Origin of the sequence: Flavobacterium kayseriense, from assembly GCF_014305095.1 — a bacterium.
Taxonomy (GTDB): Bacteria; Bacteroidota; Bacteroidia; order Flavobacteriales; family Flavobacteriaceae; genus Flavobacterium; species Flavobacterium kayseriense.
In genome coordinates, this window is record NZ_JACRUI010000001.1 from 161784 (window position 1) to 177161 (window position 15378).

The following is a 15378-nucleotide window of genomic DNA, read 5'->3' on the forward strand; positions in this document are numbered from 1 at the left end:
AAAAAATGACAAATAAAAAAGCATTTATATTCGATTTAGATGGTGTTATTGTTGACACAGCAAAATACCACTTCTTGGCTTGGCAAAAAATTGCTAACCAATTAAATATCAACTTCACCTTAGAAGATAACGAACTATTAAAAGGAGTGAGTCGCGTGCGCTCCTTAGACATTATTTTAGAATTAGGACAGGTAACCGCTTCGCAAGAAGACAAGAATAAGTGGCTTACACAAAAAAATGAAGAGTACTTAACTTATCTTGTCGATATGGATCAAAGCGAACTTCTTCCTGATGTGTTGACCATTTTACAATTTCTTAAAAAAAACAATCAACCCATCGCTTTAGGATCTGCTAGTAAAAACGCTAGACCTATTCTAGAAAAAACAGGAATCCTATCCTATTTTGATGCGATTGTTGATGGCAATGACGTAACAAACGCCAAGCCTGATCCTGAAGTTTTCTTGATTGCGGCACAACAATTAGGAATCTCGCCTGAAAACGCGATCGTTTTTGAAGACTCGGTAGCTGGAGTACAAGCTGCTAATGTTGCTAAAATGATCAGTATTGGCATTGGTGATGCAAAAACGTTGCATGAAGCAAAATATATATTTGAAGATTTCACTCATATAGAAACACGCTTTTTAGAGAACCTTATTAGAAAATAGAATTTTTAAAATTAGGAAACACTCCATACGAGTAAGATAGAACGGTATTGTTTTACCTTTTTTTAGAACTTAAAAATATAGAAAATGAATCAAGATTATATAAAACCAGATAATTGGTCCATCATCGAAGAAGGCTTTGATGGCGAAAGCGTAAAATCATCGGAAAGTCTTTTTAGTATCGGTAATGGGGCTATGGGTCAACGTGCCAACTTTGAAGAGAACTACAGCGGTAAAACTTTTCAAGGGAGTTACATAGCTGGTATCTACTACCCCGATAAAACAAAAGTAGGATGGTGGAAAAATGGTTATCCTGAATATTTCGCAAAAGTATTGAACGCGCCTAACTGGATTGGAATTGACATTGAAATTAATGGCGAATCTCTTGATTTGAACCTATGTAAAAAGGTAGCTAACTTTCGCCGTGAATTGAACATGAAAGAAGGATGGTACCACCGCTCTTTTGAAGCTACGTTACAAAACGGCACTGAAATCGCAGTGCACATTCGACGTTTTCTATCTTTAAATCTTGATGAGTTAGGATGTATTAATTATGAAATCACTCCTGTCAATAAGGATGCTAAAATAATTTACAAACCGTATATCGATGCTGGAGTAACTAACGAAGATGCCAACTGGGACGAAAAATTTTGGGAACCACTAGAGGTTAAAAAAGCGGGAAATGAAGCTTTCGTAACAGCACAAACGTTCAAAACTCATTTCAAGGTTACCACGTTCATGCAAAATACCATCTTGGAGAACGGAAAGAAAACGGCTATATCACCAGCTAATATTGATACTACAACTGATAAAATCCAGTTTAGTTATGATGTATTAGTGCCTCAAGGTCAAAAATCATCTATTCAGAAACTAGGTGGTTACACAGTATCACTAAACCACACTAATACCGTTTCAGCTGCTGAAAAAGTGATAAAAGAGGCATTATCTATTGGATACGATCAATTATTACAAAATCAAATAGACGCTTGGGCAAAAATCTGGGAAATGTCAGACATCACTATAGAGGGTGATGTAAAGGCACAACAAGGTATCCGCTTCAACATTTTTCAGTTAAACCAAACGTATTTAGGAAAGGACAGTCGCTTAAATATAGGTCCAAAAGGATTTACTGGCGAAAAATATGGTGGATCAACCTATTGGGATACCGAAGCGTATTGTATCCCATTTTACATGGCTACTAAGGATCAACAAGTCGCTCGTAACTTACTAACATATCGATACAATCAATTAGACAAAGCTATTGAAAATGCCGAGAAATTAGGTTTTAGTAATGGAGCCGCCTTGTATCCTATGGTTACTATGAATGGTGAGGAATGCCACAATGAATGGGAAATCACTTTTGAAGAAATTCATAGAAACGGGGCTATTGCTTTTGCGATATACAATTACCATAGATACACAGGTGACTATAGTTATATCCCTGAAAAAGGTTTGGAAGTCTTGATAGCTATTGCTCGTTTCTGGCACCAAAGAGCTAATTTTTCTACCAAGAAAAACCAATATGTCATTCTAGGAGTAACAGGTCCAAATGAATATGAAAATAATGTCAACAATAATTTTTACACTAATTATATTGCTAAGTGGTGTTTAGAATACACCTACGATCAAATTCAGAAAGTATCTTTAGAATATCCCTCAGATCACAAACGCATTACCGAAAAAGTAAATATCACCGACGCAGAGCTTCAATCTTGGAAAAAAGTATCTGACAATATGTACTTCCCTTTCTCAGAAGAACATAATGTCTATTTACAACAAGATGGATTCCTAGACAAAGATCTAGTTCGCGTGGCGGATTTAGATAAAACACAAAGACCAATTAATCAAAAATGGTCTTGGGACCGAATTCTACGTTCGCCTTACATCAAGCAAGCAGATGTTTTACAATGCTTCTATTTCTTTGAAGACCATTTTTCGAAAGAAGAATTAAAAAATAATTTTGAATTCTACGAGTCTTTTACAGTACACGAAAGTTCCTTATCGCCATGTGTTCACTCTATACAAGCTGCCTTACTTGACAAAATGGACATGGCCTACACCTTTTACCTACGAACTTCCAGACTGGATTTAGATGATTATAATAAAGAAGTCGAAGAAGGTTGCCATATCACTTCGATGGCAGGAACATGGATGAGTATTGTTGAAGGATTTGGCGGAATGAGGATAAAAAACAATCAATTACACTTCTCACCGAGAATTCCGAAAGAATGGGAAGCCTATTCATTTAAAATTAATTTTAGAAATCAAATAGTAACTGTAAGCGTAAATCAAGAGAATACTACCTTCTCCCTTGATGGAGACGCCGCACTTGAAATTGTATTGAATGATACTGTCATCAATGTTAATCCGACAGCAGTTACAGCTTAAACGTATTTAAAACCACAATACGGTTCAGAATATATAATAGAATTAAAGCAACCAAGCAATCCCAAATTTATTTGGGATTGCTTACTTATACTAATTACTAACACACCAAATACTGTATTTTAAAAGAACAAGAAAGTAAATCTTTACTCCTATAATTTTTAATAAGCATTTTTTGGGTTAAATTTGATTTTAATGTACACACGCTACACTACAATAACAAAAAGAATAACCTTATTCCTTTTCTTTATGTCCCTTAGTCTAACTGCTCAAATCAATAAAATAGAACCTCCATTCTGGTACGTAGGAATGCTTAATCCTGAGCTACAAATTCTATTTTACGGAGATAACATTTCCTCTTACGACGTTACTGCATCGAATGCAGTCCCGATCATAGACATTAAAAAAACAGAAAACAAGAATTACCTTTTTGTTACAATAAACACCAACAATATTCCAGTATCAGACTTGTTGTTTACTTTTAAAGCTGAAGACAAAGCAACAATCAGACAAAAGTACTCCTTGAAGCAACGACGCGCTAATTCGGCTGAACGACAAAGTTTTGATTCGTCAGATATGATTTACTTATTAATGCCGGATCGCTTTGCTAACGGAAATACTAAAAATGACAGTGATGCTAGCACCACCGAAAAATACAATCGCGACCTTCCCGGCGGCAGACATGGTGGAGACATACAAGGAATAATTAATAACTTAGATTACATCTCAGCATTAGGCGCTACAACTATTTGGAGTACGCCCCTTTGCGAAGACAACGATAAGGAATATTCGTATCACGGTTACGGACAATCGGATGTTTATAAAATTGATCCTCGATATGGAACTAATGATGATTATGTTCGCTTATCTGCAACAATGCACACAAAAAACATGAAACTAGTCATGGATTATGTGACTAATCATTGGGGAATAAACCATTGGATGATCAACGATTTACCCACCAACGACTGGATTAATCAGTTTGATAATTATACTCAAACAAATCACAAGAGAACAACCATAACTGATATCCATGCTGCTAAAATAGATGAAGAAACATGCGTTAAAGGATGGTTTGTACCCTCGATGCCTGATTTGAACTTATCCAATCCATTAGTACTAAATTATCTAACTCAAAATGCAATCTGGTGGATAGAATACGCAGATCTAGATGGCTTTAGAGTCGATACTTACAACTATTCAGATCCGCAAGGAATTGCAAAATGGACAAAATCCATAACAGATGAATATCCCACATTTAATATCGTGGGCGAGGTATGGATGCAGAACACATCGCAAATGGCGTATTGGCAAAAAGACAGTCCAATAGGTAAAATTCAAAACTACAATTCGAATCTCCCATCAGTAATGGACTTTACACTTTTAGACGCATTGAGTAAAGTTTTTAGCGAGGACGATGGCAGCTGGGATAAAGGCATGATAAAATTATATGATAATTTTACTAATGACTATTTATACGCTGATCCCAACAACATCTTAGTTTTTGCTGAAAATCACGACACCAATCGTTTCAACGAAATTTATCAAAACGATATTCGAAAATATAAGATGGCAATGGCTGTACTGGCAACGGTGCGTGGTATTCCTCAATTGTATTACGGTAGTGAAATAGGAATGAGTGGTAATAAGGACAAAGGTGACGCTGCCATTCGTCTCGATTTTCCTGGCGGATGGAAAACGGATCCTAACAATGCCTTTCAACCTGAAAGTAGATCTCAAACACAGAAAGACTATTTTGATTTTACGGCCAAACTATTTCAGTGGAGAAAAAAAACCACTGCAGTTCACTCGGGCAAAATGACGCATTACATTCCTGAAAACAACGTGTACACTTACTTTAGATACAATGATGACAATACAGTAATGATTGTTTTAAACAATAATAAAGAATCTATCAAACTAAGCACAAAGCGTTTTGCCGAAAATATTCAAAAACATGCTACAGCAAAAGACATTCTAACTGACAAGTTACTTGATATTACTACTGAAATTGAATTAGAACCAAAGTCGGTTTATATTTTAGAACTTCAATAAAATTTCTTAAACACCTGTTTCAAAACACATTGATAAAACCCATTCAGAAATGAAAAAACAAATCTTAATAGTAGCAACGATTGCGATTACTTTATTAGTTAGTTGTAATTCAACAAAAAAACCAATCGAAAGTACAACTGCAGCAGCTACAAAGAAAAAAGCACCTTTTATTTGGGAAGCAGCCACTGTCTACTTTTTGATGACAGACCGTTTTAATAATGGTGATAAATTAAACGATTTAAATTATGACAGAACTAAAACGGCTGGCAAATTACGTGGTTTTCAAGGTGGCGACATCAAAGGGATTTCAAAAAAGATAGATGAAGGATATTTTGACAAACTAGGAATCAACGCTATTTGGTTCACACCAATAGTAGAACAAATACACGATGCTGTTGATGAAGGAACTGGTTTAAGCTACGGATTTCATGGCTATTGGACGAGAGACTGGACCGCACTAGATCCAAATTTTGGAACCAAAGAAGATCTTGCTAATTTGGTAAAAAAAGCACACGCTCACGGAATCCGAATCGTCCTTGATGGCGTAATCAATCATACTGGGCCTGTAACTGAAGTTGATACCGTTTGGCCAAACTACTGGGTTCGTACAAGTCCCGTGTGCGATTATCAAAACTATGACAGCACCACTATTTGTACTCTTGTCGCTAACTTGCCAGACATTCGAACAGAAAGCACACAAAACGTAGACTTACCTCCTTTCCTTGTCGAAAAATGGAAGAATGAAGGTCGATACGATCAAGAAGTAGCAGAACTTGATGCTTTTTTTAAAAGAACGGGCTATCCAAGAACACCGCGCTACTATATCATAAAATGGTTGACGGATTACATTACTGATTACGGTGTAGATGGCTACAGAGCCGATACTGTAAAACATACAGAGGAAAGCGTTTGGGCTGATTTTAAAAAACAATGCGATTATGCTTTTACCACATGGAAGCAAAAAAACCCTACTAAAGTACTAGATAGCAACTCATTCTATACGATTGCTGAGGTTTACAACTACAATATTAGCGCCGGTAAGTATTTTGATTTTGGAGACAAGAAAGTAAACTACTATGCAAACGGATTCAATAATATGATCAATTTTGAATTTAAGTGGGATGCTAAAAAAGACCACGAATACATTTTCTCTAAATACTCTACCCTATTAAACGGAGAATTAAAGGGTTCGAGCGTACTCAACTATTTATCCTCTCATGATGATGGCGCGCCTTTTGACGGCCTGCGTACCCATGGTATAGAAGCAGGAACAAAACTATTACTTTCCCCTGGGGTCGCACAAGTTTTTTATGGTGACGAGTCTAACCGAGTTTTAGAAGTAGCAGGAACACAGGGTGATGCTAAATTACGTTCGGCTATGAATTGGGATGCTATTAAGTCAAATCCTTCAACCAAATCAAATCTCTTACACTGGCAAAAACTAGGTAAGTTTAGAAAAAATCATCCTGCTATTGGTGCTGGAGTACACCAACAACTTTCGGCCACGCCCTATATATTTACTAGAACATTGATTAAAGATGGATTTAAAGATCAGGTTCTAATTGGTCTTGACCTTCCTGTGGGTAAAAAGCAACTCGATGTTTCGGCCGTTTACCCAGATGGAACAAAATTAAAAGATGGTTACTCTGGTCTAACCACAATTGTTAAGAATGGGCAAATAAAACTCAAAACTGACTTTGACATCGTTCTACTTGAAAAAAAATAGAAGCAATTAAGAAGCACAAATCAAATCAGGTTTGTGCTTTTTTTATTTGCACTTATTTCCCTGCGATCAGAAAAATATATATGCCTAAAATTGTAACTTTTTGTAAAAATAATCGTCTAATAAAGGAACCAAACCTTTACTATGAACTTTCTAGAAAACTACGAACCTTTGCTTAAAGCTTTCTGGTACATTGCGCTACCTGTTAGTTTGTTTTTTGCTCTTCAGACCATTATGACCTTTGTGGGTTTAAGTGATGGCGAAACCGATATGGATTCAGATACCGGCGACAGCGACCTGCCTTTCGAAATCTTTACGCTACGCAATTTAATCAACTTTTTATTGGGTTTTAGCTGGACAGGAATATCCTTTTACAACACCTTCAACAACAAATTGATTTTGATTGCTATTGCAGTAGGCGTAGGCTTACTGTTTGTAAGTTTCTTTTTTTTGATGATCAAACAAATTTTAAAGTTATCCGAAAACAATAGCTTCAAAATCGAAAATGCATTACACAAGACAGCCGAAGTTTATTTAAGTATTCCCGCAGCTAAAACCGGAAAAGGCAAAGTAATGATTAGCATTAATGGCGCTTTTCATGAGCTAGATGCCATGACCTTATCCTTAGAGAAAATCCCTACTAACGCTTCGGTGGTAGTTGTTGGCATCGAAAACAATCTTTTAATCGTAGAAAAAAATTAAACCTAAATAAACCATGACTGAAATTATTATTATTGTTGTTGCTGTTTTTATCATTTTTGTAACCTTTCTAACACTCATCTCTCGTTACAAACGATGTCCGTCAGATAAAATCCTGGTCATCTATGGTCGTACAGGTGGTACATCTGCAAAATGTGTACATGGTGGTGGTGCCTTTATTTGGCCTGTAATTCAAGACTATCAATACTTAGATCTTAAACCATTATCTATCGAAGCGAATTTAACGAATGCCTTATCGCGTCAAAACATTCGTGTCGATGTTCCTTGTCGTTTTACCATTGCTATTTCGACAGAAACAGAAAGTATGAACACTGCTGCTGAACGTTTATTAGGACTTTCGCCTGAGCAAATTCAGGAACTAGCTAAAGACATTCTTTTTGGACAATTGCGTTTGGTTATTGCTACTATGACAATCGAAGAAATTAACTCTGATCGTGATAAGTTTTTAGATAATATTTCTAAAAATGTCGACTCAGAATTGCGTAAAATTGGTCTAAAATTGATCAACGTAAACGTTACTGACATCAAGGATGAATCAGGATATATCGAAGCTTTAGGAAAAGAGGCTGCAGCCAAAGCAATCAACGAAGCTAAAATCTCAGTTGCTGAGCAAGAGAAAATTGGAGAAACCGGAAAAGCTATGGCTGACCGTGAAAAAGACGTTCAAATTGCTGAAACCCATAGAGATCGTGATGTAAAAATTGCAATCACAAACAAAGACAGAGAAGTATCTATTGCTGCCGCTTTTAAGGACGAAAGTATTGGTAAAGCAGAAGCACAAAGAGATACTCGTGTAAAAACATCCGAAGCAAATGCAATCGCCATCAAAGGAGAAAACGAAGCTAGAATTGCCATTGCACAATCAGAGGCTGCTCGTCGAGAGCGTGAAGCAGAAGCATTGAGAACTGCTTTGGCATCTGAAAAAGTACAAAGCGCAAGAGCACTAGAGGAATCTTATGTTGCTGAGCAAAAAGCAGAGGAAGCGCGTGCCGAAAGAGAACGCTCTACACAAAATGCCAACATCGTAATTCCTGCGCAAATTGCAAAACAAAAAGCCATTATTGATGCGCAAGCAGAAGCCGAAAAAACAAGAGAATTAGCAAAAGGAGAAGCAGATGCTATTTTTGCAAAAATGGAAGCAGAAGCAAAAGGTTTGTATGAAATACTAACTAAGCAAGCAGAAGGTTACAAAGAAGTGGTTGCCGCAGCTGGTGGAGACCCAACTAAAGCGTTCCAATTATTGTTAATTGAAAAATTACCAGAATTGGTTAAAACACAAGTAGAGGCAGTTAAAAACATCAAAATTGATAAAATTACCGTTTGGGATTCAGGAAATAATGGCGATAACGGAGCAGGATCAACCGCTAACTTTGTTTCAGGTATGATGAAAACGGTACCGCCTTTGAACGATTTATTTAACATGGCCGGTTTGAACTTGCCTACCTATTTAAAAGGAGAAGACAAAATAGAACCAACTACACCAGATACAACTGATGTGTCGAATGTTGATTTAAAATAAAAATCAATTGTAGTAGGGCCATTTGACCATACAAGTGATAAGAATGCAAAAGCACAAACCTAAATTGGTTTGTGCTTTTTTATTTTAAGTACCTTTGTCAAAAAGTAGTTCTATGCTGAAAATTGGACATCGTGGTGCCAAAGGTTACGAACCCGAGAATACCTTAATCAGTTTTGAAAAAGCGCTTGAATTGGGTGTTGATCAAATTGAATTAGATGTTCATCTGAGTGCTGACGGAATAATCATGGTAATTCACGACGACACTATTGATAGCATAACTAACAGTACAGGTCTAGTAAGTAGTTACAGCTGTGGCCAATTACAGGAATTTGAACTAGATAAAAAACAGTTTATTCCAACCTTAGAAGAGGCTTTAAATGTCATAGACAAAAAATGTTCGGTTAATATTGAAATTAAAAGTAGTGACGTAACAGCCGAATTGGTGATCCTAATCGAACGCTTTATTACTCAAAAACAATGGACGTACAACCATTTTTTAGTTTCAAGTTTCGAATGGAGTAACTTGGAGCAGCTTTATTATTTGAATGCAAAAATTCCGATTGCCGTTTTAACCGAAACAGATATTGCACTTGCTTTGGCTTTTGCCAAAAAAATAAAAGCACACGCAATAAACCCCAACTTCCAGCTGCTAACGCTAGAAAACAGACAAGAAATTCAGGAATCAGGGTTTAAAGTATACCCATGGACGGTCAATGAAATAACCGATATTGATAGAATGAAAAAATATAAAGTAGACGGAATCATATCAGATTTTCCGGATCGATTATAAATTTTGCTTTACGCAAAAACAACAAAAACATGAATCAAGATTTTGATATAATTATAGTAGGGGGTGGTGCAGCTGGATTTTTTACAGCGATTAATATCGTGGAGAAAAATCCAAAATTAAAGGTTGCCATTTTAGAACGCGGCGCCGAAGTTTTACAAAAAGTACGCATCTCTGGTGGTGGTCGCTGCAATGTAACTCATGCTTGTTTTGAACCTAACGAGCTAGTAAAATTTTATCCTCGTGGCGAAAAAGAACTACGAGGTCCTTTTCATCAATTTTGCTCAGGAGACACCATCGAATGGTTTGAAAAACATGGTGTGGAACTAAAAATTGAGGATGACGGGCGCATGTTTCCTATTTCTAACTCTTCGCAATCTATCATCGACTGTTTCCTGCAAGCTACGACCAAATTGGGGATAAAAGTACTCACAGGACAGAGTGTACAATCAATCTTTAAGAAAGAAAATGTTTGGAAAATAGAAACACAAACTGAAAATTATATTATTGAGAAATTAATTTTGGCAACGGGTAGCAATCCTAAAATTTGGGAAATGCTTCAAACCTATGGACATGCTATTGTCAATCCAGTCCCTTCGCTTTTTACTTTTAATATTAAAGATGCTAGAATTAAAGAATTGCCTGGCGTAGTAGCATTAGCAACTGTAAAAGTAAAAGACACTAAATTAGAGTCGACAGGTCCGTTGTTAATTACCCACTGGGGAATGAGCGGACCTGCTGTTTTGAAATTATCGGCTTGGGGCGCACGAATCTTGCATGATAAAAACTATCAGTTTACTATTTATGTAAATTGGCTGAACGATGTTGATACTGACGATGCCGAGAAAAAACTAAAAGATCTTAAGCAAGAGCACGCTAAAAAAGCTGTTTCAAAAAAATCGCCTTTCGACTTCGCCAATCGTTTATGGGAAAGCATTGTTCTAGCATCTGGAATAGAATCTGAAACGAAATGGGCTGATTTATCGAAAGTACAATTACAAAATTTATCCAATCAATTGACCAACGCTTCGTTTCAAGTCAACGGAAAAAGTACTTTTAAAGAAGAATTTGTCACAGCTGGTGGAATCGACTTGAAAGAGATTAATTTCAAGACGATGGAAAGCAAATTACATGACAATTTATATTTTGCTGGCGAAATTGTAAATATTGATGCTATTACTGGCGGATTTAATTTCCAAAATGCCTGGACAAGCGGATTTATTTTGGCCAATGCTATTTAAAAAAATTAACACGTTTTTACATCTTTACTAAGTTTTTCTTGTGAGCAATCGCATACCTTTACTTTCATTATAACAGCTACTTATGAAAGAAAAACTACTTGTTGCACTATTTATTGTTTGTTTTCAAATTAGCTTCTCCCAAACCATTAAAGGAAAGGTTCTCTTTAATAATTACGCCATCTCTAATGTAGAAGTCGTGAACGCTACTCAAAAATTAGTTGCAAAGTCTGATAGCAATGGTGATTTTTCGATTGCGGCCAAAACAAAAGATATTCTGGTATTCTTATCAAAAGATCATGAATTACAACAAATAACTATTTCCGAGAAAATGAGTAAAAATAAGGTGCTAGTCATAGAATTAGCATTGAAAGCAGAAGAACTATCAGAAGTTTTGATAACTAATACTCCCAAAATTACATTAGCAGCCACTCCAGAAATAGAACAAATAATGAGAGACGAAATCGAAGCAGGGAGAGCTGATAAAAGTTTAAAACCCCCAATGATTGACGATCTGAAAATTAATAAAGGATTGAATCTAATCCGTATAGGCGGTTTTCTTGCCGGTTTACTAAAAAAGGAAAAAGGCGATATCGAAAAAGATAGTCCGCAAGCTTCATTTACAACGATAGCAAAAAATAGTTTTGAGCAAAAATTTTTTACAGAAACACTAAAATTAAAACCGGACCAAATAGATCTTTTTTTACAACTATGCGAAAATGATCCAAAAGCAAACACTATTTTACAAGATCCTAACGAACTTGCTGTGTTGGAGTTTTTACTTCTAAAAAATGCTGAATTCAAAAAACTATAGTTGTCGCTAGCCACAAATTATATCCGGTACCGTGATTTTTTTTATAGATTCTACTTATTTTTAAATTTAAATTAACACGATTTTACATATTTACTAAGTTTTCATTAAGAACAAACGAATAACTTTACTTCTTAAATAACAGTAGCTTATGAAAGTAAAAATACTTATTACGTTTCTTTTAATTTATTGTCAAATAAGTTTCTCACAAACGATTAAAGGAAAGATTTCGTTCAATAATTATGCGATTGCTAATGCTGAAATAGTTAATACGAAAACAAAAACGATCGCGACCAGCGATGGAAATGGACTATTTACTATCGATGCTAAACCAAATGAAACCGTCGTTTTTATAGCCAAAGGGTATGATCTAAAAAGCATATTGATTACTTCAAAATTGATTAAAGAAAATAATTTGATGATTAATTTAGTTTTAAAAGCTGAAGAGTTAAAAGAAGTAGTTATTAATAATCAGCCAAGTATAAAACTAGGATCGGACACCAAATGGGAACAAGGTAAACTCGACCAATATACTTTAGAAAAAAACGCTCAAAGATTGAAAGTAGCCGGTGTAAGCTCTCACACAATTGAAAACGGAATGGATTTCGTAAGAATAGGAAAGTTGATTGGTAGCTTATTTAAAAAGGAAAAGGATTCAGAACAACCCAAAAAAAACAACAGTTTAGCAACCTTTAAAACAATTGCAAAAAATAGTTGTGATCAAAGATTTTTCTTGGAAACCCTAAAATTAAAACCTGAGCAAATCGATCTTTTTTTACAATTTTGCGAAAACGACCCCAAATCAAATGCCCTTTTACAAGACAGTAATGATCTAGCTGTGATGGAGTTTTTACTCAATAAAAATAATGAATTTAAAAAGCTATAAGTGATAGTAAATAGTTTTTATTTACCATCTCCTATTTATGTACTTTAACAATAATTAAATTTAATTTTGATGTTGTACGCTAAACCTAACTAGGATTTTATCTTTCTAACTTTTCAACTTTTGACTCAAATTACCTATTCAACCACCAAATACTTCCGTTTAAAATAGCTGCAAAACTTACCCAAGCAAGGTACGGCAATAGCAAATAACCGGCTATTTTATTGATTTTAACAAATTGCGAATAAGTTTCAAAAATCATTAACCACAAAATAATAATCTCAATCCCTGCTAACATAGGATTGTGAAGCCCAAAAAACAAATACGACCACAAAGCATTTAAAGCCAACTGAATTGCAAAAAATACCAATGCTTTTTTAACAATCTCTTTTTCATAATCAATTCGAGACCACACTAATCCCGCCGCAACTCCCATCATAGCATACAACATGCTCCAAACAGGCGCAAAAACCCAATTAGGCGGATTAAAACTAGGTTTCACTAAGGATGGATACCAATCTATGATTCCGGCACGAGTCGAGTTTCCAGATATATAACCAATACCAAGACAGGTCACTACAACGATAAGTATTTTGGTAATTTTGTTCATTTTTCCCTTTTATATATGAACTTCAAAATTAATAAAAACAAACTACTGTTTACCATTATAATTTTCTTTGTTGAATAATTTCAAAGAGTTCTTTTTTGTAAGTATCGCCTATAGGTATGCTATGACCGTTAATATAAACACTCAAAGAATCGGTTTTTGTAATATGACGCAATGCAACAAGAAACGATTTATGTGTTTTTACAAATTCAGAAGCCGGCAAAAAATCCTCAACACTTTTTAAAGTATTATTGGTAATTATTTGTTTGTCAATTAAATGAATAGCAACATAATTCTTTAAACCTTCGATGTAGCAAATGTCTTTTACATAGACTTTTTCAAAATTATTTTTACCGTCTGTCTTAATAAATATATAGTTGTCAACCTCTTTTTGAATTGCTTTTACCTCAGGCTCGCCACTATTTTTCACTTTTAGTACCGCTTCATAAAAACGTTCAAATTCAAATGGTTTTAGGAGGTAATCTACCGCATCAACCTCATAGCTTTGCAAGGCAAATTGCGGATAGGCGGTCGTAAAAATAATATTTGTTTTTCCTTTTACAATCTTCGACAGCTGTAAACCGGTTAAATCTGGCATTTGGATATCCATAAAAACCAAATCAACATTTCCGCTCTCAATTGCAGCAAGCGCTTCTAACGAACTGGTTGTGGTGCCAATTAATTCTAAAAAAGGAACTTTACAAACATACTTTTCTAATAATCGAATTGCAGGTGGTTCATCATCGACTATAAGGCATTTTACTATTTTCATGATTTAATTTTAAATGGTAGTTTGAGACTCGTTGTAAAAATGTCAGCGGATTGATTGTACTGCAATACATAATCTTGCTTATAAATTGCACTTAATCTACGTTCTAAATTTTCTTTTCCAATGCCCGAAGTACTGTATTGTTCTGCACTAGAAATTTTGTTTGAAGTTTCCATACTAACAAAGTCTTTTGTTACATTAATAATGATTCTGGCAGGGAACTCTTTGTTGGTAACCACCCCGTGCTTGAAAATATTTTCAATAAAATGAATGAAAACCAAAGAAGGCACTTTTTGATCTCCTACTACTCCATCAATAATGTAGTTTAGAGACAAGGTGTCTTCAAATCGTTTCCTATGCAAATAAATGTAATCTTCAATAAAATTTATTTCTTTAGAAAGTGGCATAAAATCAGTTCCCGCTTCATAGGTTACGTACCGCAATAGTTGGCACAAACGCAGAATATCTTTGGCAATTTTAGGTTTATCATCAACTAAATCGGTATAAAAAGCATTGAGTGTGTTGAATAAAAAATGAGGCTCCAGCTGCGATTTCAAAAGGCTGAGTTCTGCTTTGTTATAATCCAATTCTAATTTATGAATCCTGTGTTGGTTTGTCGCATATTCGAAGAAAAAATAAACCAAAGTACTATACAAAATTCCTTTTATGGCAAAAATCGAATTATCAAAGGTGTAAAATAAAAATTTTCGTGATTCTTCAAAATAATTGTGCTTTCCGGTAAATTCAAAAAGAAGTACTTCTTCCAATAAATATCGTACACGTCCAAAAATAACAATCAAGAAAATAACACCAATCGCAAATCTAACATAATGCTTCTTCCCTAACGTATGCGGGCATACAAAATAAAAATTAACCACATAAGTTGTAAATGTTGCTGTGTACATAATGACTCTCATATAATTGAAAGGCAGCTGAAAGTTACCTAAAAATCGTTCGCTACCTCCATAGACATAATCAGAGAAAAGATCCATCAGTACTATTGTGAGTACTACTGCAAGATGAAAGTACCACTGTTTTTTATTTATTTCCATGGGATGAAATTACATATTTTACTTGAGTCCACTATTTTTTTTACACGAACACCCAAAATAAAGGTACGAACAAGTCGATTTTTGACAAAAAGCATAAAATGATTCGTTTTCATGGTTTTGTGTAGTAGAAAAGCGCAATGGTGTAAAATGATTTTTAGCATTGTGCT

The 15378-nt window shown here is 35.1% G+C and carries 13 protein-coding genes; 10 read left to right on the plus strand and 3 right to left on the minus strand.

The annotated features are described in order from the left end of the window. Positions 1 to 5: 5 nt before the first annotated feature. The 10 genes from pgmB (at position 6) to H8R22_RS00705 (ending at position 12786) form a co-directional block, all read left to right on the plus strand. Positions 6 to 665, plus strand: a complete 660-nt coding sequence (pgmB, locus tag H8R22_RS00660) for a beta-phosphoglucomutase (protein ID WP_187009443.1) — start codon at positions 6 to 8, stop codon at positions 663 to 665. Between the two features lie 84 nt (positions 666 to 749). Continuing rightward, entirely contained in the window at positions 750 to 3050 is a 2301-nt protein-coding gene (locus H8R22_RS00665) for a glycoside hydrolase family 65 protein (RefSeq protein ID WP_187009442.1), read from the plus strand. Between the two features lie 192 nt (positions 3051 to 3242). Beyond that, positions 3243 to 5102 (plus strand): glycoside hydrolase family 13 protein, encoded by a 1860-nt coding sequence (locus tag H8R22_RS00670; protein ID WP_187009441.1) that lies wholly within the window; start codon positions 3243 to 3245, stop codon positions 5100 to 5102. A 49-nt stretch (positions 5103 to 5151) separates the two neighbouring features. Continuing rightward, a complete protein-coding gene (locus H8R22_RS00675) occupies positions 5152 to 6828 on the plus strand; it encodes an alpha-amylase family glycosyl hydrolase (protein ID WP_187009440.1) in 1677 nt (558 codons plus the stop codon). A gap of 141 nt (positions 6829 to 6969) precedes the next feature. Next, positions 6970 to 7527 carry an NfeD family protein gene (locus H8R22_RS00680; RefSeq protein WP_187009439.1) on the plus strand — a complete coding sequence of 186 codons (558 nt, stop codon included), beginning with the start codon at positions 6970 to 6972 and terminating at the stop codon, positions 7525 to 7527. A 13-nt stretch (positions 7528 to 7540) separates the two neighbouring features. Then, complete coding sequence (locus H8R22_RS00685) at positions 7541 to 9064, plus strand: flotillin family protein (protein WP_187009438.1); 1524 nt, start codon at positions 7541 to 7543, stop codon at positions 9062 to 9064. A 112-nt stretch (positions 9065 to 9176) separates the two neighbouring features. Further along, positions 9177 to 9854: a glycerophosphodiester phosphodiesterase gene (locus H8R22_RS00690; protein ID WP_187009437.1), complete on the plus strand. Its 678-nt coding sequence runs from the start codon at positions 9177 to 9179 to the stop codon at positions 9852 to 9854. A gap of 29 nt (positions 9855 to 9883) precedes the next feature. Then, positions 9884 to 11092 (plus strand): BaiN/RdsA family NAD(P)/FAD-dependent oxidoreductase, encoded by a 1209-nt coding sequence (locus H8R22_RS00695; RefSeq protein ID WP_187009436.1) that lies wholly within the window; start codon positions 9884 to 9886, stop codon positions 11090 to 11092. Positions 11093 to 11174: 82 nt separating this feature from the next. Next, positions 11175 to 11903, plus strand: coding sequence for a hypothetical protein (locus tag H8R22_RS00700; RefSeq protein WP_187009435.1), 729 nt, complete (start codon positions 11175 to 11177; stop codon positions 11901 to 11903). Between the two features lie 148 nt (positions 11904 to 12051). Beyond that, positions 12052 to 12786: a carboxypeptidase-like regulatory domain-containing protein gene (locus tag H8R22_RS00705; RefSeq protein WP_187009434.1), complete on the plus strand. Its 735-nt coding sequence runs from the start codon at positions 12052 to 12054 to the stop codon at positions 12784 to 12786. A 130-nt stretch (positions 12787 to 12916) separates the two neighbouring features. Here the strand turns inward: H8R22_RS00705 and H8R22_RS00710 are convergent, their stop codons facing one another. Genes H8R22_RS00710 through H8R22_RS00720 form a run of 3 tightly spaced genes read right to left on the minus strand, consistent with a single transcriptional unit; the run spans position 12917 to position 15211 of the window. Beyond that, complete coding sequence (locus tag H8R22_RS00710) at positions 12917 to 13393, minus strand: TspO/MBR family protein (RefSeq protein WP_187009433.1); 477 nt, start codon at positions 13391 to 13393, stop codon at positions 12917 to 12919. Between the two features lie 55 nt (positions 13394 to 13448). Continuing rightward, on the minus strand, positions 13449 to 14162 hold the full coding sequence (locus H8R22_RS00715; RefSeq protein WP_187009432.1) for a LytR/AlgR family response regulator transcription factor: 714 nt from the start codon (positions 14160 to 14162) through the stop codon (positions 13449 to 13451). Next, positions 14159 to 15211, minus strand: a complete 1053-nt coding sequence (locus tag H8R22_RS00720; protein WP_187009431.1) for a sensor histidine kinase — start codon at positions 15209 to 15211, stop codon at positions 14159 to 14161. Before H8R22_RS00720 ends, H8R22_RS00715 begins: the two co-directional genes overlap by 4 nt. Between the last annotated feature and the right edge of the window lie 167 nt (positions 15212 to 15378).